This window comes from Bradyrhizobium sp. AZCC 2262 (genome assembly GCF_036924535.1).
Lineage (GTDB): Bacteria > Pseudomonadota > Alphaproteobacteria > Rhizobiales > Xanthobacteraceae > Bradyrhizobium.
The window spans coordinates 4,412,409-4,433,901 of record NZ_JAZHRT010000001.1 but is presented as its reverse complement, the minus strand read 5'-3'; the positions used below and the strand labels follow the sequence as shown (position 1 = coordinate 4,433,901).

General features: G+C 63.6%; 21 protein-coding genes and 2 pseudogenes. 15 read left to right on the top strand and 8 right to left on the bottom strand.

Features of this window, described 5'->3' with window-relative positions:
* Positions 1–9: 9 nt before the first annotated feature.
* Both V1283_RS21205 and V1283_RS21200 read right to left on the bottom strand, forming a co-directional pair.
* A complete protein-coding gene (locus V1283_RS21205; protein WP_334388379.1) occupies positions 10–225 on the bottom strand; it encodes a hypothetical protein in 216 nt (71 codons plus the stop codon).
* Positions 226–464: 239 nt separating this feature from the next.
* Entirely contained in the window at positions 465–659 is a 195-nt protein-coding gene (locus V1283_RS21200) for a hypothetical protein (protein WP_334388377.1), read from the bottom strand.
* 363 nt (positions 660–1,022) lie between these two features.
* On the opposite strand from V1283_RS21200, the gene V1283_RS21195 reads away from it, so the two are divergent.
* A complete protein-coding gene (locus V1283_RS21195) occupies positions 1,023–1,259 on the top strand; it encodes a hypothetical protein (RefSeq protein WP_334388376.1) in 237 nt (78 codons plus the stop codon).
* A gap of 136 nt (positions 1,260–1,395) precedes the next feature.
* Positions 1,396–1,578, top strand: coding sequence for a hypothetical protein (locus V1283_RS21190; protein WP_334388375.1), 183 nt, complete (start codon positions 1,396–1,398; stop codon positions 1,576–1,578).
* Positions 1,579–1,700: 122 nt separating this feature from the next.
* Here V1283_RS21190 and V1283_RS21185 read toward each other — a convergent pair whose 3' ends face one another.
* The gene (locus tag V1283_RS21185; protein ID WP_334388374.1) at positions 1,701–2,132 is read right to left on the bottom strand and encodes a CBS domain-containing protein; all 432 of its coding nucleotides are present in this window, start codon (positions 2,130–2,132) and stop codon (positions 1,701–1,703) included.
* A gap of 143 nt (positions 2,133–2,275) precedes the next feature.
* Positions 2,276–2,599, bottom strand: coding sequence for a hypothetical protein (locus V1283_RS21180; RefSeq protein ID WP_334388373.1), 324 nt, complete (start codon positions 2,597–2,599; stop codon positions 2,276–2,278).
* Between the two features lie 204 nt (positions 2,600–2,803).
* On the opposite strand from V1283_RS21180, the gene V1283_RS21175 reads away from it, so the two are divergent.
* Positions 2,804–3,259 carry a host attachment family protein gene (locus V1283_RS21175; RefSeq protein WP_334388372.1) on the top strand — a complete coding sequence of 152 codons (456 nt, stop codon included), beginning with the start codon at positions 2,804–2,806 and terminating at the stop codon, positions 3,257–3,259.
* 58 nt (positions 3,260–3,317) lie between these two features.
* Here V1283_RS21175 and garD read toward each other — a convergent pair.
* Positions 3,318–4,854: pseudogene (gene garD, locus V1283_RS21170) on the bottom strand (galactarate dehydratase).
* A 325-nt stretch (positions 4,855–5,179) separates the two neighbouring features.
* Here garD and ytfQ point away from each other — a divergent pair.
* The 12 genes and pseudogenes from ytfQ to V1283_RS21110 all read left to right on the top strand — a co-directional run bounded on the left by ytfQ (position 5,180) and on the right by V1283_RS21110 (position 18,606).
* Complete coding sequence (ytfQ, locus tag V1283_RS21165; protein WP_334388371.1) at positions 5,180–6,145, top strand: galactofuranose ABC transporter, galactofuranose-binding protein YtfQ; 966 nt, start codon at positions 5,180–5,182, stop codon at positions 6,143–6,145.
* A 135-nt stretch (positions 6,146–6,280) separates the two neighbouring features.
* The gene (locus tag V1283_RS21160) at positions 6,281–7,825 is read left to right on the top strand and encodes a sugar ABC transporter ATP-binding protein (RefSeq protein ID WP_334388370.1); all 1,545 of its coding nucleotides are present in this window, start codon (positions 6,281–6,283) and stop codon (positions 7,823–7,825) included.
* The gene (locus V1283_RS21155; protein WP_334388369.1) at positions 7,825–8,832 is read left to right on the top strand and encodes an ABC transporter permease; all 1,008 of its coding nucleotides are present in this window, start codon (positions 7,825–7,827) and stop codon (positions 8,830–8,832) included. Before V1283_RS21160 ends, V1283_RS21155 begins: the two co-directional genes overlap by 1 nt.
* Positions 8,829–9,812: a galactofuranose ABC transporter, permease protein YjfF gene (yjfF, locus tag V1283_RS21150; protein ID WP_334388367.1), complete on the top strand. Its 984-nt coding sequence runs from the start codon at positions 8,829–8,831 to the stop codon at positions 9,810–9,812. The genes V1283_RS21155 and yjfF overlap by 4 nt, the downstream gene beginning before the upstream one ends.
* A complete protein-coding gene (locus tag V1283_RS21145) occupies positions 9,809–10,591 on the top strand; it encodes a FadR/GntR family transcriptional regulator (protein WP_334388366.1) in 783 nt (260 codons plus the stop codon). The genes yjfF and V1283_RS21145 overlap by 4 nt, the downstream gene beginning before the upstream one ends.
* Positions 10,588–11,520: a Gfo/Idh/MocA family protein gene (locus V1283_RS21140; protein WP_334388365.1), complete on the top strand. Its 933-nt coding sequence runs from the start codon at positions 10,588–10,590 to the stop codon at positions 11,518–11,520. The genes V1283_RS21145 and V1283_RS21140 overlap by 4 nt, the downstream gene beginning before the upstream one ends.
* Positions 11,517–12,656 carry an aldose epimerase family protein gene (locus V1283_RS21135; protein ID WP_334388364.1) on the top strand — a complete coding sequence of 380 codons (1,140 nt, stop codon included), beginning with the start codon at positions 11,517–11,519 and terminating at the stop codon, positions 12,654–12,656. The genes V1283_RS21140 and V1283_RS21135 overlap by 4 nt, the downstream gene beginning before the upstream one ends.
* Before the next feature lie 14 nt (positions 12,657–12,670).
* The gene (locus tag V1283_RS21130) at positions 12,671–13,555 is read left to right on the top strand and encodes an SMP-30/gluconolactonase/LRE family protein (RefSeq protein ID WP_334393125.1); all 885 of its coding nucleotides are present in this window, start codon (positions 12,671–12,673) and stop codon (positions 13,553–13,555) included.
* Between the two features lie 117 nt (positions 13,556–13,672).
* Positions 13,673–14,746: a multiple monosaccharide ABC transporter substrate-binding protein gene (gene chvE, locus V1283_RS21125; protein ID WP_334388363.1), complete on the top strand. Its 1,074-nt coding sequence runs from the start codon at positions 13,673–13,675 to the stop codon at positions 14,744–14,746.
* Positions 14,747–14,833: 87 nt separating this feature from the next.
* Positions 14,834–16,396, top strand: coding sequence for a multiple monosaccharide ABC transporter ATP-binding protein (mmsA, locus tag V1283_RS21120; protein ID WP_334388362.1), 1,563 nt, complete (start codon positions 14,834–14,836; stop codon positions 16,394–16,396).
* On the top strand, positions 16,393–17,574 hold the full coding sequence (gene mmsB, locus V1283_RS21115; RefSeq protein WP_334388361.1) for a multiple monosaccharide ABC transporter permease: 1,182 nt from the start codon (positions 16,393–16,395) through the stop codon (positions 17,572–17,574). The genes mmsA and mmsB overlap by 4 nt, the downstream gene beginning before the upstream one ends.
* 88 nt (positions 17,575–17,662) lie before the next feature.
* A pseudogene (locus V1283_RS21110) lies at positions 17,663–18,606 on the top strand (IS630 family transposase).
* Between the two features lie 119 nt (positions 18,607–18,725).
* Here V1283_RS21110 and V1283_RS21105 read toward each other — a convergent pair.
* Genes V1283_RS21105 through V1283_RS21095 form a run of 3 tightly spaced genes read right to left on the bottom strand, consistent with a single transcriptional unit; the run spans position 18,726 to position 21,300 of the window.
* Entirely contained in the window at positions 18,726–19,424 is a 699-nt protein-coding gene (locus V1283_RS21105) for a DUF1045 domain-containing protein (RefSeq protein ID WP_334388360.1), read from the bottom strand.
* A 20-nt stretch (positions 19,425–19,444) separates the two neighbouring features.
* On the bottom strand, positions 19,445–20,638 hold the full coding sequence (locus V1283_RS21100) for an alpha-D-ribose 1-methylphosphonate 5-triphosphate diphosphatase (RefSeq protein ID WP_334388358.1): 1,194 nt from the start codon (positions 20,636–20,638) through the stop codon (positions 19,445–19,447).
* The gene (locus tag V1283_RS21095) at positions 20,635–21,300 is read right to left on the bottom strand and encodes a transferase hexapeptide repeat family protein (protein ID WP_334393124.1); all 666 of its coding nucleotides are present in this window, start codon (positions 21,298–21,300) and stop codon (positions 20,635–20,637) included. The genes V1283_RS21100 and V1283_RS21095 overlap by 4 nt, the downstream gene beginning before the upstream one ends.
* Positions 21,301–21,493: the final 193 nt, after the last annotated feature.

Here is a 21,493-nt window from a genome sequence, read left to right as displayed (position 1 = left end):
CCAGCTCCGTCAATGCTTCACAGGGGTCGAATAGACCAGCGACATATCCTCGAATTCCTCGATGGGAAGCCTGGTTACGCCGGCAGCGGCCGGAGATTTCTTCGACAATGCCACGCCGGTGGTGACGGTAGAACGTTCGGCCGAAATGATTGAATGCGAGCGATATGTGGTTGCGACAGCGAGCAGGGCGACTGCCACGAATCCGGAAATCAACAGACGCTTCATGGAAAACTCCGTTGGTTCGATATGCCGTGTGGCTTGCACCACCGCATTAAGGCCAACGGTCACGCGCGAATGTGGCCTGCGTCACCTATCACGATCTTGTTTATGGCAATCTGGCCAGCTTCCATTTTGGCGCACGAGGAATTTCGCCTCCACTTTATGTTGAGTTGAATCTCTGCCGCTCGCTCGGGGATAGGAATCGAATGGCAACGTTGCGACCCGTTCCAGCAGTCCGCTGTGGATCAGGTCTTCGGAGGACGCCCGCGTTTGGCGAACAGTAATCCCTGCATGTCAGCGGCGTTCTGGAGAATACCAGCGCGCTTCAGCGCCTCGCTTCGCGCAGGGCCATGGGGCATGGATCGCGCTTGTTCCAGCGCAGCCAGCGCCTCGAGTTGCAAATCCTGCTTGGGCCGGACTTCGGCCTTTTTCTTGTCCATCCGAAAAAAATAGGAGCGGGATCATCGTCTGTCTGTTCGGTTCCGAACCTAGGAACCGTAATTGCTGTGGATGGGGCAGGTGGCCGCCGCCGCTTAAGGAGAAACTGAAGGAAGCGATTGTCGCAGAGCTGAAACGGCAAGCAGCGAATGAACCGCAGTCGCTTAGCATCGCCAATGCCGACGACCTTGTCGTCAACGAAGATCGATCTGGACGATCTGGCGATGGTGATCGTGGGCGCCGTCGCGGGAGGGCCGTGAAGATTCCGCTGCAAACCCGCATTTCCGCCGGCAGGCCCAATCAGGAACAGAGATTGCCGCCGGACGTTCTCCCAAAAATGGTTGCAAAAATGGTTGGACGTAGACATGACGGAACCGCTGCCGCTGCTGATAGAAAGTTCGATTGAAATCGCCTGGGACTACCTCGCGCTTACGGGGGAGTTGGGCGATTCGATGCTGGCCGGCCGCTTTCTCAACGACACGATAGAGTTGATGGTGCGCCGCGGCGAGCGACGGCGGTTGATGCTGGCCAACAAGGCAATCGCGGCCTATCAGCAATTCAGGCGGCAGCGGTCCCTACATCCGGTACTCGCTTCGGCCTGATGGCCGTTCACTCGTTTGCGTCGGAACCCTTTGTGCGGGTGCTCGTTGAAGAGTCACTTTAACCAAGGGAGTTCCCTCATGAAGAAAACTATCCTGGCTTGCGCATGCGCCCTGTTGCTGTCGACCGGGAGCGTATTTGCACAAGCTCAGCCGGCCCCCCGGCGCTTCAAGCGAAGGCAACGTTGGCCCCGGCGCGACCAAAAGCACTGCCAAGCACACGAATATGAAAAAGGGCACGACGACCGGAACCTCCACCGGCAAAATGAAGGCTGGCAGTTCTTCCAGCATGGACAATGCCGGGACCGGCGCCAAAAAATAACTACGGTCCGGTGGCCGCTGCACGCTAGCGCGAATGCCGTTGTCTGCGGGCGCCGGCATTCGCTTCAGTTCGTGCGTGATGATGCGGGCGCGCAATACTCACGGCTAGCGCAATACTCACGGCTAGAATTGTGCATGCTGCCCGCCGGGACGTGAAATTCCGCTCAACGCCACGCCCGTGCCGTTGCCGCTTTGGACCAGCGCGATGTCGCCGAGCGCAATGATGCCGACGAGACGCTTGTCGCGATTGAGCACCGGCAGGCGACGGACCTGGAGGTCGCCCATGATCGCGCTCACCTCGTCGAGTTCCTGATCTTCGTAGCAATACCTGACCTCGGCCGTCATCGCGTCGCCGACCCGTCCCTCGGGACCTCGGCCCATGCCGATACCGCGGATCGCGATGTCGCGGTCCGAGATCATGCCGACCAGTCGCTCATTGTCGGCTACCGGCAGCAACCCGACGCCGAGCGCCGCCATGGCCTGCGCGGCGTCCTTTAACGTGTCATCGGGCGTGCAGAGTTGAACCTCAGCGGTCATCACGTCGGAAACTTTCATGTGAGGCTCTCCGGTTGGCCGTTGCTTCACCGGCTAACAGGCAGCGCCGACCGCCGTTCCCGCGGGGAAATGAAATATTCCCAACTCCGGCGGAGAGACTTCAGACTGAGCCGAAGTCTCTCGCCGACGATCTCCTGATCCGTTTACCAACGATCGCTGTCGACGCCGACGCCCACACTCACGCCGGGCGCACGGATACCGACGCCGGCTCGCGGCTCATCGTAGTCGCGGTAGCGTCGCTGCTCGATATATCGCTCGCGCGGCTGATAGGCGTATGAATCGCGGACGATCACGCGGCTTTCGCCGCGGGTGCGATAGCAGCGTCCGTTTTCGTCGCAGACCATGCGAACCTGCTGTATCAGGTCGGAGTTGGTATATTCGCTCGTGGTGTAGATGTCGGACGCATTTGCGCTGCCGGTCAGGAGTGCGCCCGCGCCGGCCAGCAGGCCGATTGCGATCTTCCTCATAAGTTCCTCCTCATTCGAATACTGCCCTCCTGGCTCAAAGCATCGCATCCGCTTTGGTTCCGACGCGGGGAAGGCAAGGCTGGAGTTCCATCCGCATGCTGGGGGAGCAGTCGGTGCCGATCGTGGTTGGTAGCCTGGACGGCGGCGTCGCAGAGGCAACTACGCGGCGATTCATGCGTTGGGCCGATATGGAGGCACCAAGCAATGACAAATGAATCTATCCCCATCATCTCCCACAATGCACTCGTTCTGATCGGCGACGGCCAAAAGGCGCTCTTTCTGCGCAACAAAGGCACCGCGCACCAGGTCAAGCTCGAAGTCGAGCAGATCCTGGAGCAGGACAATCCGGCAACGCGCGAGCAGGGCACCGATCGTCCGGGGCGCTCCGTTGCAAGCGTCGGTACGGCACGAAGCGCGGTAGAGGAGGTCGACTGGCATTACATCGCAAAGGAGCGCTTTGCCGCAGAGATCGCAGAAGCGCTCTACCGTCATGCCCACGACAATCGCTTCGACAAGCTCGTCGTCATCGCGCCGGCGAAGGTCCTCGGCAATCTGCGCAAGGCATTTCATGCCGAGGTTACAGACAAGATCGTGGGTGAGATTCCGAAGGAATTAACGTCGCATCCGATACCGCACATCGAAAGGCTGGTCGCGGCCTAGCCGTGTATCGGCGGGCTCCGGTGCTGGCAGCCTCACGACGGTGAGCACCGGGCCGTCGTTATGTCACCGGGCCCGGATTGAACAGCGCAAGCGAGTTGGTCAGCTTCCAGTGTTCGGCCCAGGTCTCGCGGCCGCTCGCCACGTCAAGCATGAGACGGAAGAGTTCCCAGCCGACGTCCTCGATCGTTGCATCGCCGGTTGCGATGCTGCCGGCATCGACGTCGATCAGATCGTGCCAGCGTTGCTTCAGTTCGCTGCGCGTCGAGACCTTGATGACCGGCACGGCGGCAAGCCCGTAGGGCGTGCCGCGCCCGGTAGTGAAGACGTGCAGCGTCATGCCTGAGGCCAATTGCAGCGTGCCACAGACAAAATCGCTGGCTGGCGTTGCCGCAAAAATCAGCCCTTTCTGGCTTACCCGCTCACCCGGCGCGAGCACGCCTGCGATCGGGCTGGTGCCTGACTTGATGACCGAACCCATCGCCTTCTCGACGATGTTGGAGAGGCCGCCCTTCTTGTTGCCCGGCGTGGTGTTGGCGCTGCGGTCGGCTTCGCCGCCGGCGAGATAGCGGTCATACCAGGCCATCTCGCGCACCAGCGCGTCCGCAACGTCCTGGTTCGCCGCGCGCGGCGTCAGGAGATGGATGGCGTCGCGTACTTCCGTGACTTCGGAGAACATCACGGTAGCGCCGGCGCGCACCAGGAGATCCGCAGCAAAACCCAGCGCCGGATTGGCGGTCACGCCCGAGAACGCATCGCTGCCGCCGCACTGCATGCCGACCACCAGCGCTGACGCCGGGCAGGTCTCGCGGCGGCGCCGGTTCAATATCTGCAAGCGCGCGTCGGCCATCTGCACGATATCCTCGACGATTTCGCCAAAGCCGGTCAGGCCTTCGTCCTGCATGCGCATGATTTCGTCGTCGGCGCTCATGCCCTCGGGCAGCAGCAATTCAGGTTGCAGCTTCTCGCAACCGAGCCCAACGATCATCACCTCGCCACCGAAATTGGGATTGCGGACCAGGTTCTGCAGCGTACGGATCGGGACGGCCGCGCCGGGAGCGTTGATTGCGACTCCGCAGCCATAGGCATGCGTGACCGCCACCACGTCATCGACATTGGGATATCTGGGCAATAGCTCCTTGCGAATCCGATCCAGCGCGAACTCGACGGTACCGGCGACGCATTGCACGCTGGTCGAGATCGCGAGAATGTTTGCGGGTGCCGACCGAACCGTCGGCATTGCGATAGCCTTCGAATGTATAGCCTTCCAGCGGCGGCAGGCGGATCGCGCCGCCGTTCGGCTGCGGCAGATTGTCGAATGACGGCGCGTCGGGCATTTGCACCAGCGATTCCTTAACCCAACCACCCGTGGCGATCGGCGCCGCGGCATGGCCGATGACCTCGCCGTAGCGGCGAATGGCTTCGCCCGCTGCGATATCGGCAAGCGCAACCTTGTGGCCTTGCGGGATCTGCTCGACCAGTCGCAAGCCGCACGCGAACTCAGCGCCCGGGTGCAGACCTCCGCGGTTTGCGACGATCGCGACGTTATCGTCAGCGTGCATGCGGATGTAGAGCGGTTTCGCGGTGACGGGCTGCATGTCGAATCCTTGCTTCACGGGCGGCATCAGACAACGCGTAGCCGCGCGGCATGATCGAGGCAATCAAGGTCCAACCGCGCGCCTGATCAAGCGGCCTTCGGACAACAGACCGGCGGATAAGGGTCGGCATCCGACTATATGGGGAAGTAATCCTAGCCTGGTTGGTGGCGCTCGCTTGGAACTAAATAGTCAAATAATATTACTAGTCAGATCAGATCTTCCGTGAAATATTCCGCGCGCTGCCATCAATGGACAGCTTTAAGGTGCCTTGATACCGAATTCGGGCATGCAGGCACCCTGAACAACAGTTGGGAGAATGCGCTTCATGACCTCCAAAGCCCTCCTTGCGGCCACCGCGCTGGTCGCCATCACCCTTTCGCTTCCCGCAACAGCCGCTGAGCTTACCGTCGGCTTTTCCCAGATCGGATCCGAATCCGGCTGGCGGGCGGCGGAGACCTCGGTCTCCAAATCGGAGGCCGCCAAGCGCAAGGTCACGCTCAAGATCGCCGACGCCCAGCAGAAGCAGGAGAACCAGATCAAGGCGATCCGTTCGTTCATCGCGCAAGGCGTCGACGCCATCTTCCTCGCGCCTGTCGTGTCGAGCGGCTGGGATGCGGTGTTGAAGGAGGCCAAGGAAGCCAAGATTCCGGTCGTGCTGCTCGATCGCGACATCGATCCGTCGGGCAAGGAGCTTTATCTCACCGCCGTCACCTCGGACAGCGTGCACGAAGGTGCCGTCGCCGGCGAATGGCTGGCGAAGGCGGTGAGCGGCAAGGCGTGCAATGTCGTCGAACTGCAGGGCACGGTCGGTGCGAGCGTCGCGACCAACCGCAAGAAGGGCTTTGACAGCGTGGTCGCCAAGAACGCCAACCTCAAGGTGGTGCGCAGCCAGACCGGCGACTTCACCCGCGCCAAGGGCAAGGAGGTGATGGAAAGCTTCATCAAGGCCGAAGGCGGCGGCAAGACGATTTGCGCGGTCTACGCCCACAACGACGACATGATGGTCGGCGCGATCCAGGCGATGAAGGAGGCCGGCCTCAAGCCGGGCAAGGACGTCCTGACGGTGTCGATCGATGCGGTGCCCGACATCTTCAAGGCGATCGCGGCCGGCGAGGCCAACGCCACCGTGGAGCTGACGCCGAACATGGCAGGTCCGGCGCTGGACGCCATCATGGCCTTCAAGGCGAAGGGAACGGTGCCGTCGAAGTGGATCCAGACGGAATCGAAGCTCTACACGGCCGCCGACGACCCGCAGAAGATCTACGACAGCAAGAAGGGCCTCGGCTACTGACCGGCCGGTGCCACGCCGCCGGGTCTCAAGCCAGCCCCGGCCCGGCGGCGAAAGCCTTCTCGACGAATCCGCCACATGAGGCGAACATGCCGGGCGTTCGCGCTTGATGCGAACGTCGGTAGGAGTGATGCCGGCATGAATGCAAGTTCCGACCCTGGCCCCGCTCTGCTTGAAGTGCGGGCCTTAAGCAAGAGTTTTGGCACGCTGCGGGCCCTGCAGGAGGTGGATTTCACCTTGCGGGCCGGTGAAATCCACGCGCTGCTCGGCGAGAACGGCGCGGGCAAGTCCACCTTGATCAAGGCGGTGACCGGCGTGTTCCCGCGCGATGCCGGCATCGTCCGGCTCGGCGGCGCCGAGGTCGCGCCGCGCTCGGCCAAGGCGGCGGTCGATGCGGGGATTGCGACCGTCTATCAGGAGGTCAATCTGCTGCAAAACCTGTCGGTCGCGCAAAACCTCTATCTCGGCAGGCAGCCGACGCGGTTCGGCCTGGTGCGCGAGGCCGAGATGCGCCGCTGCGCCGCCGCGCTGCTTGCGGAGTTCGATCTGCATATCGACGTCGCCGAGCCGCTCGGAAACTATTCGGTCGCGGTGCAGCACATCACCGCGATCGCCCGCGCCGTCGACCAGTCGGCCCGCGTGTTGATCCTCGACGAACCGACCGCGAGCCTCGATCGTCACGAGGTCGAGATTCTGTTCGCGGTGATGCGCAAGCTCGCGCTGCGCGGCATCGGCGTCCTCTTCGTCACGCATTTTCTCGATCAGGTCTATGAGATCTGCGACCGCATCACGGTTTTGCGCAACGGCCGGCTGATCGGCGAGCGGACCACCGCCGAACTGCCGCGGATCGAATTGATCCGCATGATGCTTGGCCGCGAACTCGCCGAAACGACCAGCGAGCGCGCGGCGGCGCAGGTGCGGCCGGCGGGCGAGACTTGCGCGCGCTTCGAAAACTATGGCAAGGCCGGCTATGTCGCGCCGTTCGATCTCGCGCTTCGCCGCGGCGAGGTGGTTGGTCTCGCCGGCCTGCTCGGCTCGGGGCGCACCGAAACTGCGCGGCTGGTGTTTGGCGCCGAGCGTGCCGACAGCGGCAGTGCCATGGTCGACGGCAGGCCGGTCCGGCTGCAATCGCCGCGTGATGCCGTCGCCCATGGCTTCGGCTATTGCCCCGAAGAGCGCAAGACCGAGGGCATCATTGCCGATCTCACCGTGCGCGAAAACATCGTGCTGGCGCTGCAGGCCAAGCGCGGCCTCGCAAAACCGCTGTCGCGCTCCGAGCAGGAAGAGATTGCGATGCGTTTCATCAGGCTGCTCGACATCCGCCCGCCGGAGCCGGAACGGCCGATCGGTCTATTATCCGGTGGCAACCAGCAGAAGGTGCTGCTCGCCCGCTGGCTCGCCACCGCGCCGCGCGTCCTGGTGCTGGACGAGCCGACCCGCGGCATCGATGTCGGTGCCCATGCCGAGATCATCCGCCTGATCCGCGAATTGTGCGACGACGGCCTGGCGCTGCTGGTGATTTCTTCCGAACTCGACGAGATCGTGACCTATTCGGACCGTGTGATCGTGCTGCGCGATCGCAGCCACATCGATGAACTGGAAGGGGAAGCCATCGACGTCTCCAATATTCTGGCAGCGATCGCTGTCGCCGGCACTGCCAGTGCGGAAGCCGGACAGCCATGATGCCAGGACTGTTGCAAAGCCTGCTGCAAAGACTGCTGCAAAGTCGTGGCCTTGCCCAGATCATCGCCTTGCTGGTGATCCTCGCGGTCGACCGCGCCGTTTCGCCGCAATTCTTCGATTTGCGGATGCAGGACGGCCGGCTGTTCGGCAGCCTGATCGATGTCCTGAACCGCGGCGCGCCGGTCGCGCTGCTTGCCTTGGGCATGGTGCTGGTCATCGCGACGCGGGGCATCGACCTGTCGGTGGGGGCGGTGATGGCGATATCAGGCGCAATCGCCGCGAGCCTTGCCGACGCCCACGGCCTGCCGCTGGCGCTCGCCGCAGCCCTCGGCGCCGGGCTGCTATGCGGGCTCTGGAACGGCTTTCTCGTTGCGGTGCTCGGCATCCAGCCGATCGTCGCCACCCTGATCCTGATGGTGGCTGGCCGGGGCGTCGCGCAGCTCATTACCGAGGGCCGCATCGTCACCTTCACCGCTCCCGACCTGGTCTGGCTCGGCAACGGCGCCGTACTCGGCGTGCCGGCGCCGGTGGCGGTCGCGCTCGGCATGTTGATCGTCACCGGTGCGGTGGTCCGAGGCTCTGCGCTTGGGCTCTTGATCGAGGCGACCGGCGGCAACGCGAGGGCGAGCGAACTGGCCGGGATCGGTACCCGCGCCATGATCCTTGCGGTCTATGTGTGGTGCGGCCTGTGCGCGGCGCTCGCGGGTGTCATCGCCGCTGCAGACATCATGGGCGCGGATGCCAACAATGCCGGGCTCTGGCTCGAGCTCGACGCGATCCTGGCGGTGGTGATCGGCGGCACCTCGCTGTTCGGCGGGCGTTTCAGCCTGGTGCTGGCGATGGTCGGCGCCCTGATCATCCAGGCCATGAACACCGGCATTCTGCTGTCGGGCTATCCGCCGGAGTTCAATCTCGTGGTGAAGGCGGCTGTGGTGCTGATCGTCCTGCTGCTGCAGTCGCCGCGCTTCGCCAATGCCGGGGCCGTGCTGGGAAGGGCCCGCCAATGAGGGGTCTGCCGCCGGTCGCGATCACGGCCATGGTATTCGTCGTCGGATTTGCGCTCTGCACGGCGCAGTTTCCCAATTTCGCTTCCACCCGGGTGGCCGCAAATCTGCTGACCGACAACGCCTTTCTCGGCATCGTCGCCACCGGCATGACGTTTGTGATCATTTCCGGCGGGATCGACCTGTCGGTCGGCTCGGTGATCGGCTTCACCACCGTGTTCGTCGCGCTGGCGATCGAGCGTCTCGGCGTGCCGCCGCTGGTCGCCTTTGTCGCGATCCTGCTATTGTGCGCCGCCTTTGGCGCGGCCATGGGCGCCATCATCCATGTCTTCGACATGCCGCCTTTCATCGTCACGCTGGCGGGGATGTTCCTCGCCCGCGGCGCCAGTTTCCTGATGTCGACGGAATCGACGCCGATCACTGCGCCGCTCTATTCGACGGTGTCGGATTTCGCACTGCGGCTGCCCGGGGGAGGCCGGATCACCGCCATCGCCCTCATCATGCTTGCGGTGGTTGCGGCAGGTGCCGTGCTGCTGCATTTCACCCGCTTCGGGGCCAATGTCTATGCGCTCGGCGGCAGCCGCACGACCACGGCTCTGATGGGCATACCGGTCGGATCCATGACGGTGCGCATCTACATGCTGTCGAGCGTCCTTGCCGGCCTCGCCGGCATTGTGTTCTCCTTCTACACTGCGGCGGGCTACTCGCTTTCCGCCGTCGGCGTCGAACTCGATTCCATTGCGGCCGTGGTGATCGGCGGCACCTTGCTGACCGGCGGGCAGGGGTCGGTGGTCGGCACGTTGCTCGGCGTGCTGATTCAGGGCCTGATCCAGACCTACATCAATTTCGATGGAACCCTGTCGAGCTGGTGGACCAAGATCGTGACCGGTGTTCTTCTTTTCGCTTTCATCGCCCTGCAGCAGGCCATGCTGGGCATCGCCCGCCGCGCCGGCCCTCGTAAGGCAGGAGTCCAGAAATCATGACGTCCCGGCTTGTCGTCATCCCGACGCGGCGCGCGCATTCCAACCACGCCGAGGTCGCCCGCAGCATTGGCGTCGACATCATCGCCGGCCGTTACGCCGAAGGCGGCCGCCTGCCGGGCGACGCCGAACTCACGGCGATGTTCGGCGTATCGCGGCCCGTGTTGCGCGAGAGCGTCAAGACTCTGGTGGCCAAGGGTCTGCTCACCACCAAGGCGCGGGTCGGCACCGTGGTGCGCGAGCGCGGCGCCTGGAACATGTTCGACGCCGACGTGCTGGCCTGGCATCTCGATGCCGGCATCGATCGGCGCTTTCTCAACGATCTCGCCGAAATCCGGCTCGCCGTCGAGCCGCGCGCCGCCGCGCTCGCGTCAGCCCGGCGTTCGGAGGCCGACATCGCCGAACTCCATCGGAGCATGGAGCGGATGCGGCGCGAGGCTTCCGACTCCGTTGGTTTTGCCGACGGCGATCTCGCCTTGCATCTGGCCGTCGCCAACGCCTCCGGCAATTTGTTCATGCGTTCGATCGGCAACGTCATCGAGGCGGCACTGCGCGCCTCGTTCCTGCTCAGCGCGCCGGTCGAGACCCAGGACCGCGAGACGGTGCTGTTGTGGCACCAGCGCATTGTCGATGCGATCGAGAGCGGCGATGCCGAAACCGCCTCCGCCGCCATGGCCGAGGTGATCCACAATGGATTGCGCCGTCACGAGGGGGGAACTTCGGCATCGTCCGGCGTTGTGCCTGCGACGTCAGCGGCAGTCCGATCTGGAGAGCCATCATGAGCCCGCTTCGTGTCGCCATCGTTGGCTTCGGCAAGATCGCGCGCGACCAGCATGTGCCGGCGATTGCTGCAACCGACGGTGTGGAGCTCGTTGCCGTCGCCAGCCGCAATGCCTCGCTTCCCGGCGTACCGCATGCGGCAACGCTCGATGAATTATTGCGCGACGGCCCGCCGATCGATGCGGTGGCGCTGTGCACTCCGCCGCAGGTTCGTCACGCGCAGGCGGCGATGGCGCTTGCCGCCGGCAAGCACGTGATGCTGGAAAAGCCGCCGGGAGCCACGGTAGCTGAAATCACGCCGCTCGTGACCGCGGCGCGGGCCGCGCAACGTACGCTATTCGCCACGTGGCACTCGCGGTTCGCACCTGCCGTCGAGCCGTCGCGGCAATTGCTCGCCGGCCGGAAGGTCATATCAGTCAAAATTACCTGGAAGGAAGACGTGCGGGTCTGGCATCCGGGGCAGGCTTGGATCTTTGAGCCGGGCGGGCTCGGCGTATTCGACCCCGGCATCAACGCGCTGTCGATCCTGACGCGCATTCTGCCGCAGCCATTGTTTGTGACGTCGGCCGACCTCGCATTCCCCGCCAATCGCGACGCGCCGATTGCCGCCAACCTTGCGCTTACCGACGCTCAGGGACTGAAGATCACAGCCGAATTCGACTTCCTCCAGACCGGACCGCAAAGCTGGGACATTGATCTCGACACCGACGGCGGCTCGGTCACGCTCTCCATGGGCGGGGCGAGGTTGCGGGCAGGGGGCAAGCAACTCGTCGATGCCCCGGACGCCGAATATGCCGGGCTCTATCGCCGCTTCCGCGAACTCGCCACAACCGGCGAGACCGACGTCGATCTCGCCCCGCTTCAACTCGTCGCCGACGCGTTCCTGCTGGGGCGACGCCGTACGGTCGAGCCATTCGAGGACAAGACATGAATACGCCATCTGTCCCCCGCGTGACGCGTTCCCGCTTCGGTGTGCTGCCGGATGGCAGCGAGGTCGAGCGCATCGTCTTGCATGCGGCCGGCGGCCTGGAAGCCCGCATCATCACCTATGGCGCATCGCTGCAGGCATTGCTGGTGCCGGATGCGACCGGACACCGCGACGACATCGTGCTTGGTCATGACGCGTTCGAGGGATACCTCGCCCGGCGGCAGTTCTTCGGCGCAACCGTCGGGCGCTATGCCAACCGCATCGCCGGCGCGCGCTTCACGCTCGACGGCACCGAGGTGCAACTCGCGGCGAATAACGGAGCCAATGCCTTGCATGGCGGGTTGGAAGGTTTCGATCGCCGCAACTGGCGGATTGTCGCGATCGAGGATGGAGATCATCCGGCCGTGACGCTTGCGTATACGAGCGCCGATGGCGAGGAGGGCTATCCCGGCACGCTGGAAGTGGAGGTGACCTGGCGCCTGACCGGGCCGATGGAGCTGTCGCTCGATATGTCGGCGCGCACGGACCGTCCTACCGTGGTCAACCTTAACAACCACAGCTTTTTCAACCTGGCCGGCGCACGCTCGGGCCGCAGCATTCTCGACCATCACCTCACCGTGGCGGCGGATCATTTCCTCGCCGTCGATGCCGGCGCAATCCCGCTGCCGCAGCCGCCCTGCGCGGTAGCCGATACGCCATTCGACTTTCGGGCAGGCGTCGTGATCGGTGCGCGGATTCGTAACGACCATCCGCAGCTCCGGGTTGGCCGCGGCTATGACCATAATTTCTGCCTTGCGCCGCCGAGCCTTGAGCCTCGCCTTGCCGCACGGCTGGCTGAGCCTACGTCCGGCCGCGTGCTCGAGCTGTTCACCAACCAGCCCGGACTGCAGGTTTATTCCGGAAATTTTCTCGACGGCTCCACCGCCGGAAAGGGCGGCCGCCTCTATCGGCAGTCCGACGCCATGTGCCTCGAACCGCACGCGTGGCCCGATACGCCCAACCGGCCCGACTTCCCGACCGCACGGCTTGCCCCGGGCGAAGTCTATCGCCACACCACGCTGTACCGCTTCACGCATGTGATCCACGGCGCAATCGAGACACAATCCGCGGTAGAGTCGCCCGAGGGAGCCGGGCGATGATCGGTGGTCACAGGATGGAAGAGGTGCCGACCACCGTTCTCTGTGGCGAGCGGTGCCATCTTGGTGAGGGCCCGACCTACGACCCCGCTACCGATACGGCCTGGTGGTTCGACATTGTCGAACGCCGGCTGTTCGAAGCGCGGCTCGACACCGGGCGGATCACCATCCATTCGCTCGACGTGATGGGCAGTGCGCTGGCCCGGATCGACGCGCATCGCCAGCTCCTCGTTGCCGATGACGGTCTCTATGTCCGCGATGCGGCTGATGGGCGGATGACCCTGTACCATCAGCTCGAAGCCGACAATGCCGCAACGCGTTCGAACGATGCCCGGGTTCATCCGTCCGGCACGTTCTGGATCGGCACCATGGGCCGGCAGGCCGAGCAGGGGCTGGGCGCCATCTATGCGCTGCATCGCGGGGAGCTATCGCGCCTGTATGACGGCGTCACGATTCCGAACGCGATCTGTTTCTCGCCGGATGGGACTATCGGCTATTTCGCGGACACCGGGAAGAATACGCTGTTCCGGGTCGATCTCGATGCGGCGACCGGCCTGCCGCGCGGCGCGCCGGTTGTGCTGGTCACCCGGCGGGGCGGCGGCGGCATTGACGGTGCGGTGGTCGATGCCGAGGGGCTGATCTGGAATGCGCGCTGGGGCGGTGGCTGCATTGATGTCTACAGTCCGCAAGGCGAGCATCTGCGCACGCTCCGCGTCCCGGCGCGGCAGTCGAGCTGCCCCGCCTTCGTCGGGCAGGATTTCTCGCGCCTGCTCGTCACGTCGGCCTGGCAGGACATGGGCGATGACGCGAAGCGCGCCGATCCCGATCATGGCCGCACCTTCGTGCTCGATGTCGCTGCGCGTGGTCGCCCCGAACCAGACGTAAGACTTGCAACGGATTGATGGAGGAAGACGAGGCGCGGCAGCCAAACGCGCAGGAGCGACGGAGTTTCAAGAGCCGCATTCAGCGGTCTGACGATCCAGGAACCATAGATCCTCGATGATCAAAGGGAGTGAAGCATGACTAGTCTGAAGACCACATTGTCGGCCCTTGCGCTGGCAGCAACCATGGCCGCAACGGCGGTGACCGGCGCTTTCGCCCAGGGCAAGGGAACGGTCGGCATCGCCATGCCGACAAAGTCCTCGGCGCGGTGGATCGACGATGGCAACAACATCGTGAAAATCCTGAAGGAGCGCGGCTACGGCACCGACCTGCAATATGCCGAGGACGACATTCCGAACCAGCTCTCGCAGGTCGAGAACATGGTGACCAAGGGCGCCAAGGTGCTGGTGATCGCGGCGATCGACGGCACCACGCTGTCGGACGTGCTGAAGCAGGCCAAGGCCAAGGGGATCACGGTGATCGCCTATGACCGGTTGATCCGCGACACGCCCAATGTCGACTATTACGCCACCTTCGACAATTTCCAGGTCGGCGTGCTGCAGGCGCAGTCGATCGAGCAGAGGCTCGGGCTGAAGGAAGGCAAGGGGCCCTTCAACATCGAATTGTTCGGCGGCTCGCCGGACGATAACAATGCCTATTTCTTCTACAACGGCTCGATGTCGGTGCTGCAGCCCTATATCGACAGCGGCAAGCTGGTGATCGGCAGCGGCCAGAAGGGCATGGACAAGGTCTCGACGCTCCGCTGGGACGGCGCCACCGCCCAGGCGCGGATGGACAATCTGCTGAGCGCGTTCTATGGCCGCAAGCGGGTCGATGCCGTGCTCTCTCCCTATGACGGCCTCTCCATCGGCATTCTTTCGTCGCTGAAAGGTGTCGGCTATGGCAGCGGCAACATGGCGATGCCTGTCGTCTCCGGCCAGGATGCCGAAGTGCCGTCGATCAAGTCGATGCAACGCGGCGAACAGTACTCGACCATCTTCAAGGATACCCGCGATCTCGCGCGCGTCACCGCCGACATGGTGGATGCCTCGCTCAGCGGCAAGGAAGTGACCGTCAACGACACCAAGACCTACAACAACGGTGTCAAGGTGGTGCCGTCCTATCTCCTGAAGCCCGTCGTCGTCGACAAGAGCAACTGGGAGAAGGTGCTGATCGACAGCGGCTACTACAAGCGTTCGCAGTTCGACTGAGGCAAATGGCGGCGGCGCCGGCGAACGCCGGCGCCGCTGCCTGTCGGGTGTACGATTGGGTTGACGGACAATGGACGTGATGGCGCAATGACCGCAATTCTCGAAATGCGCGGCGTAAGCAAGAGCTTTTCTGGGGTTCAGGCCCTGCGCGACGTCAACTTCACGGTGGAGGCGGGGCAGATCCATGCGCTGGTCGGCGAGAACGGCGCCGGCAAGTCGACCCTGATGAAGGTTCTCAGCGGCGTCTATCCCTTCGGCGACTACGAAGGCAGCATCATCTTCGACGGCGAGGAGCGGCGCTTTCGCGACGTCAATGATTCCGAGGCGCTGGGCATCATCATCATCCATCAGGAGCTGGCGCTGATTCCGCTGATGTCGATCGCGGAGAACATTTTTCTGTCTCATCCGCCCTCGCGTCTTGGCGTGATCGACCGCGACACGGTCTACTGCCGGACCCAGGAACTGCTCGCCCAGGTCGGCCTTACCGAGATGCCCGATACGCTGGTGACGGACCTTGGCGTCGGCAAGCAGCAATTGGTCGAGATCGCCAAGGCCTTGTCCAAGAGGGTGCGATTGCTGATTCTCGACGAGCCGACCGCCAGCCTGAACGAGAATGACAGCGCGGCACTGCTGGATCGCCTGCTTTCATTCCGCGCCCAGGGCATCGCCTCGATCCTGATCTCGCACAAATTGTCGGAGGTCGCCCGCGTCGCCGACCGGATCACGGTGCTGCGCGATGGCCGCACCGTTGACAGCATCGATTGCCGGACCGAGCCGGTGGAAGAGGACCGAATCATCCGCAGCATGGTCGATCGCGACCTTGCCCACCGCTTTCCGCAACGCACAGCCACGATCGGCGAACCTGTCTTCGCTGTGCAGGACTGGACGGTGCATCATCCGCAGCACAGGGAACGCCGTGTCATCAAGGGCGTGAATTTTGAGGTCCGGCGCGGCGAAGTGGTCGGAATCGCCGGCCTGATGGGCGCCGGCCGCACCGAATTCGCCATGAGCCTGTTCGGTCGCGCCTGGGGAGACCGGATCAGCGGCCGCGTCTGGCTCGATGGAAGGGAAGTCAACCTGTCGAGCGTGGCGACGGCGATCGATGCCGGCCTCGCTTACGTCACCGAGGATCGCAAGCAACTCGGCCTGATCCTGGACAGCGACGTCCGCAAGAACATCACGCTGGCAAGTCTCGGCCGCGTGGCGCGGCAGGGCATGATCGACGACATGTCCGAATTGCGCGTTGCGAGCGATTACCGCAACCGGATGCGGATCCGCTGTTCCGACGTCTATCAGGAGACCGGCCAGCTCTCCGGCGGCAACCAGCAGAAGGTGGTGCTGTCGAAATGGCTGATGACCGATCCGAAAGTATTATTCCTCGACGAGCCTACGCGCGGCATCGATGTCGGGGCAAAATACGAAATCTACTGTATCATCAACGAGCTTGCCGAGGCCGGCAAGGGGGTGGTGATGATCTCGTCGGAAATGCCGGAACTGCTCGGCGTCTGCGACCGCATCTGCGTGATGAATGACGGCGCCTTCGTCGGAGAATTCACCGCCGCCGAGGCCACCCAGGAAAGGATCATGCGCGCCATCATGCGCAACAAGCAAATGGACAAGAAGGTACTTCAGGGAGATTTGCGGCCATGACCGACAAGGCGGTTGCGCTGCCCGGGCACGCCGGCTTCATCAAGAACAATCTGCGCAACTACGGCATGCTGCTGTCGCTGTTTGCGATCATGCTGTTCTTCCAGGTCATGACCGACGGTACGCTGCTGCAGCCGCTGAACCTGACCAATCTGGTGCTGCAGAACAGCTACATCGTGATCATGGCGCTCGGCATGCTGCTGATCATTGTCACCGGCCATATCGACCTGTCCGTGGGCTCGGTCGCGGGCTTTGTCGGCGCCGTCGCGGCGGTGCTGATGGTGCGCTATCACATTGCCTATCCGCTGGCCTTCGTCGTTTGCCTGCTGGTTGGCGCCCTGATCGGCGCCGCGCAGGGCTACTGGGTCGCCTATTTCAAGATACCGTCCTTTATCGTGACGCTGGCCGGCATGCTGGTGTTCAAGGGACTGGCGCTCGCCATCCTGCAGGGACAGTCGGTCGGACCGTTTCCGCCGACCTTCCAGAAACTGTCCTCGGGCTTCATCCCCGAATTGTTTCCCAGCGCCGGCACGCTCTATCCCACCTCGTTGTTGATCGGGGCCGTCTTGGCGGTGGCCCTGGTCTATACCAGCGCCAAGAGCCGGGCGCGGCAGGCCTCGCACGGCATCGAGGTCGAGCCGTTTGGCTTCTTCGTCGCCAAGAGCGCGGTGCTGTTCGCCGCGATCGTGTTCTTCGCCGGCCTGATCGCCTCGCATCGCGGCCTGCCCAACGTGCTGGTGATCATGACCGCGCTGATCGCGCTCTATGGCTTCGTCACCACCCGCACCGTGATCGGCCGTCATATCTATGCCATCGGCGGCAACGCCAGGGCTGCGAGCCTGTCCGGCATCAAGACCGAGCGGCTGACGTTTCTGACCTTCGTCAACATGGGGGTGCTGGCGGCGCTCGCCGGCCTCGTGTTCGCCGCGCGGCTCAATACCGCGACGCCGAAGGCCGGCGCCGGCTTCGAGCTCGACGTCATCGCGGCCTGCTTTATCGGCGGCGCGTCCGCCTATGGCGGCGTCGGCCGGGTCGGCGGCGCGGTGATCGGGGCCATGATCATGGGGGTCATGAACAACGGCATGTCCATTCTCGGCATCGGCATCGACTACCAGCAGGTGATCAAGGGGCTGGTGCTGCTCGGTGCCGTCTGCCTCGACGTCTACAACCAGCGGCGCTAGAGCGGTATGAGGTTAGGTTGATTCGATTTGGGATTCCCAAATCGGTGCGGCTCTGATTCAACATGCTGGCTGGAGGAGGTCAGCATGGATGGGCAAACCTTATTCGATGGATCTTCGTGAGCGGGTGGTTGCGGCAGTCGATCCGGGTGGTCTGTCTTGCCACCGGGCGGCGGCGCAATTTGGGGTGGGCGTCAACACGGCCATTCTCTGGGTCCGGCGCTTCCGAGAGACCGGCAGCGTTGCGCCGGGCCAGATGGGTGGGCACAAGCCGAAGAAGATTTCGGGAAAGTACCGTGATTGGTTGCTGGAGCGCACCAAGGCAAGGGACTTCACCTTGCGCGGACTGGTGGCCGAACTTGCCGAGCGTGGGCTGAAGGTCGACTATCGGTCGGTGTGGGAGTTCGTCCACGCCGAGAATCTAAGCTTCAAAAAAAACCGTGGTCGCCAGCGAACGCGACCGTCCTGACGTCGCCCGCCGGCGCGCAATGGCAGAAGTATCAGGGCCAGATCGATCCTGAGCGCCTGGTCTTCATCGACGAGACCTGGACCAAGACCAACATGGCCACCTTGCGGGGCTGGGCGCCGTGCGGCACCAGGCTCACAGCCAAAGTCCCGCACGGCCACTGGAAGACCACAACCTTCCTGGCCGCATTGCGCTACGATCGGATCGAAGCACCATGGGTTCTCGATGGCCCGATCGACGGTGAGAGCTTCACAATTTACGTCGAGAAAGTTCTCCTCCCGACCCTGCAGCCCGGTGACATCGTCATCATGGACAATCTCGGCAGCCACAAAGGTAAAGCCGTGCGAGCTCTCATCCGCTCGGTTGGCGCAAAGCTCTTCTTTCTGCCGAAATATTCACCCGATCTGAATCCTATCGAGCAGGTCTTCGCCAAGCTCAAGCACCTGCTGCGCAAAGCCGCCGCACGAACCGTCGAGGCCGTCTGGGCCGCAATCGGTCAGGCGCTCACAGCCTTCATGCCAAACGAATGTGCCAACTACTTCGAAAACGCGGGATACGCCTCAACCTAAATTCATCCCGCTCTAGGGCAGGATGAAATCAGGTTGGGCCGTGACGACGGACCAATTCGTGTCCCATTCTACTTTGCATGGGGTTGTTTTCGCGATTTTGAGTCTGGCCCGCCGGCCCGTCATACCTGCAGTGGCCAGCGGCCAATGATCCGAAACCGCGAATTCGGATTGTCCTGGCGGCATAGGGCAATCGCGTCGATCGCGAGCGGCCCGATGCCCGTTGCCGCAAACCTCTCGCGCAGCATCGCTACAACCGGCTCGCGCCGTTCTGCGGGAAGCCGTCCCGTCAGCGTCATGTGGAAGCGAAACTCTTCGAAGACGTAAGGGTAGCCCCAGCGGTCGAGATAGTCGCGCTGCTGCGGCGTCAGCTTGTCGGGATTGCGCCGTGCGCGATCTTCCGGGCTAATGGGGGCACGGAACGGATCGAATGCCTTGGTCGCTTCGGCGGCGAGCAGTTCGAGTTCTGCCGATGGTTCGGCCGGAATCACCGCGATGAATCCGCTGATCGAATCGACGACCGGCTGGATTACCGGCACAGGCCGGGCGAGATCGGCGAACAACTCGCATGCCGCGGCAAGCTGTGTCGCGGCCTTGCCGTCAGCCAGCGCCATCGGCGCCTTCAGCGTGGCGTGAAAGCCGTATTTGCGCGGGTCATGCGTCAGATCGCGCCAGTCCGGAATTGTCTGAATCATGCCATCCGGAAAAGGCACGTCGTCGCCGCCATGGGCATCGTAGCCGAGCAGGGTCGCGCCGAACCGGTCGAGCGCGCTGCCCGCCGCGGCGGTGTAATAGATTGCGTAACGGGGGTAATTTGCCATTGCGCCAGAATAGGGCCGCCTTACGCGGCTGCAACTGCCTTGCGTGATGCTGTGGACGAATGGACGAGGCGATTCGCCTCCGTCAGATGCACGAGACGTCCCGCTGCAATGACCGCGACGACCCGCGGGCGCAACGGCACCGTGTCATCGACGAGAATGATGTCGGCCCGCTGTCCCGCGGCGAGCAGGCCACGATCGGCGAGGCCGGCAGCGCGCGCTGGCGCTGACGAGATCAATTGCCACGCCTCGGCCAGCGGCAGCACCCCGTCGGCTGCGAGCCGGAAGGCCGCCAGCAGCGGCGCCGGATAGTAATAGTCTGACGCCAGCACCGAACACAGGCCCTTGGCGATCATGTCGGAGGCCTTGGTCCAGCCGGTGTGGCTGCCGCCGCGCACGACATTGGGTGCGCCGAACACGATGAAGTCGCCGGCTTCGGCTGCCTCCCGGGTGGTTTCCTCGTTGACCGGAAATTCGGCGATGGCAACACCCTGCGCACGAAAGGCCTGTCGCATCGCCGGGCTCTCGTCGTCATGCGAGAGCATCCGGACATCAGCCGCGCGCGCCGCTTGCGCCAGCCGGCTGATCGACGCCGGTACGTCGTGGCTGCGGGAGACCACACTTTCCACCAGGCGATCGAACGCCTCGTTCGTGAGACCCGTGCGCTCAACCATTCGGCTGCGCCTCTGTGGCTTGGCGAGGTTGGCGACGGTCGAGTCAATGTGGTCGTTGAACGCGAACAGGTCGACGCGTCCTTCCGACAGCCAGTCGATTATTTCGCTTTCCGCGTCGAGATTGTAGGTTTCGTGGCGCAAATGGAAGCGGGTGTCGGCGGCGAGTTGCGGCCGCAACTGCTCGATTGCTTCCAGCAAGCGCCTGGCATTGTCGGCGCCGCGCAGGCCGGGCTCCCACGACCAGGTCGTGGCATGATAGACGGTCGTGATCCCGTTGCTGACCGCCTGCCGGTCGCTGTCAACGAGCGCCACATCGATCGGAAAATCGACGCCGGGGCGCGGCATCATCTGCCGCTCGAAGGCATCGCCATGCAGGTCGACAATGCCCGGCAGAACCAGCAAGCCGACGGCATCGATGCCGGGCGAGCTGTGGTTGTTGTCCGTACCCATGGCGACGATCTCGCGGCCGGCGATCCGCAGCGAGGTCTCGACGATTTCGTTGCCGAGCAGGGCCCGGCCACCTTCGATGAACGATTCGGTCACGATGCGGCACTCTGGTTGAATTGCGGATAGCCGGATACTTCGGCCGATTCGTATTTTTCGAGAAAGCCCTCGACATCGAGCTTGCGGAAATCGGGCAGGGCGCGGCGAAGCGTCTCATGGTCCCAGTCCCACCATGCGAGCTGCGCGAGCCGGCCGGCGATGGATTCGGGAAACCGCCGCTTGAGTGGCCGCGCCGGGTTACCGCCCACGATCGTGTAGGCGGGAACGTCCTTGGTCACGATCGCGCCGGCAGCGACCACGGCGCCGGTGCCGATCGAGCGGCCGGGCAGAATGACCGCGCCGTGGCCGATCCAGACGTCATGGCCGATGCGGACATGATGCTCGCGCCGCCATGCAAAGAAGTCGGCATCATCGCTCTCGCCCGGAAAATAACTGCTGGCGCGATAGGTGAAATGCGCCTGTGAGGCCCGGTGCATCGGATGATTGCCCGGATTGATCCGCGTCATGGCCGCGACCGAACAGAATTTTCCGATCGTGGTGTAGGTGATCTGCGCGTCGTTCACGACGTAGGAGTAATCGGCCATCGTGACCTCGAGCAGAATGGTGCGAGCCCCGACCTCGGTGTAGGCGCCGAGCTTGCTCTCCCGCACAGATGCGCTGGGGTCGATCGTCGTTTCGGTGGAAAGCATTTTGCCGGCCATCTGCGCGTCCATCAGCAACAGGGGAAGGTCGAGGGGATGCGCGCTCGTCTTCGATGCGCTTGATGACAGTGTCATGACGGACGCGTGACGGTCGCCATGGGTGTGGACGATCGCCGCACCGCAGCACCGGTGTCACACAACTGTTAAACCCTGCCGTTAGCGATGGTCTACGTTTGCGCAGTTGGAGCATTGC

What these genes read in the sequence shown, in the direction of transcription:
- V1283_RS21175 (WP_334388372.1), top strand. Translation starts at nt 2,804, where the DNA reads ATGACAAATGAATCTATCCCCATCATCTCCCACAATGCACTCGTTCTG.
- chvE (WP_334388363.1), top strand. Translation starts at nt 13,673, where the DNA reads ATGACTAGTCTGAAGACCACATTGTCGGCCCTTGCGCTGGCAGCAACC.
- V1283_RS21155 (WP_334388369.1), top strand. Translation starts at nt 7,825, where the DNA reads ATGCCAGGACTGTTGCAAAGCCTGCTGCAAAGACTGCTGCAAAGTCGT.
- V1283_RS21205 (WP_334388379.1), bottom strand. Translation starts at nt 225, where the DNA reads ATGAAGCGTCTGTTGATTTCCGGATTCGTGGCAGTCGCCCTGCTCGCT.
- yjfF (WP_334388367.1), top strand. Translation starts at nt 8,829, where the DNA reads ATGAGGGGTCTGCCGCCGGTCGCGATCACGGCCATGGTATTCGTCGTC.
- mmsB (WP_334388361.1), top strand. Translation starts at nt 16,393, where the DNA reads ATGACCGACAAGGCGGTTGCGCTGCCCGGGCACGCCGGCTTCATCAAG.
- V1283_RS21130 (WP_334393125.1), top strand. Translation starts at nt 12,671, where the DNA reads ATGGAAGAGGTGCCGACCACCGTTCTCTGTGGCGAGCGGTGCCATCTT.
- V1283_RS21185 (WP_334388374.1), bottom strand. Translation starts at nt 2,132, where the DNA reads ATGAAAGTTTCCGACGTGATGACCGCTGAGGTTCAACTCTGCACGCCC.
- V1283_RS21095 (WP_334393124.1), bottom strand. Translation starts at nt 21,300, where the DNA reads ATGGCCGGCAAAATGCTTTCCACCGAAACGACGATCGACCCCAGCGCA.
- mmsA (WP_334388362.1), top strand. Translation starts at nt 14,834, where the DNA reads ATGACCGCAATTCTCGAAATGCGCGGCGTAAGCAAGAGCTTTTCTGGG.
- ytfQ (WP_334388371.1), top strand. Translation starts at nt 5,180, where the DNA reads ATGACCTCCAAAGCCCTCCTTGCGGCCACCGCGCTGGTCGCCATCACC.
- V1283_RS21180 (WP_334388373.1), bottom strand. Translation starts at nt 2,599, where the DNA reads ATGAGGAAGATCGCAATCGGCCTGCTGGCCGGCGCGGGCGCACTCCTG.
- V1283_RS21145 (WP_334388366.1), top strand. Translation starts at nt 9,809, where the DNA reads ATGACGTCCCGGCTTGTCGTCATCCCGACGCGGCGCGCGCATTCCAAC.
- V1283_RS21135 (WP_334388364.1), top strand. Translation starts at nt 11,517, where the DNA reads ATGAATACGCCATCTGTCCCCCGCGTGACGCGTTCCCGCTTCGGTGTG.
- V1283_RS21195 (WP_334388376.1), top strand. Translation starts at nt 1,023, where the DNA reads ATGACGGAACCGCTGCCGCTGCTGATAGAAAGTTCGATTGAAATCGCC.
- V1283_RS21200 (WP_334388377.1), bottom strand. Translation starts at nt 659, where the DNA reads ATGGACAAGAAAAAGGCCGAAGTCCGGCCCAAGCAGGATTTGCAACTC.
- V1283_RS21105 (WP_334388360.1), bottom strand. Translation starts at nt 19,424, where the DNA reads ATGGCAAATTACCCCCGTTACGCAATCTATTACACCGCCGCGGCGGGC.
- V1283_RS21160 (WP_334388370.1), top strand. Translation starts at nt 6,281, where the DNA reads ATGAATGCAAGTTCCGACCCTGGCCCCGCTCTGCTTGAAGTGCGGGCC.
- V1283_RS21140 (WP_334388365.1), top strand. Translation starts at nt 10,588, where the DNA reads ATGAGCCCGCTTCGTGTCGCCATCGTTGGCTTCGGCAAGATCGCGCGC.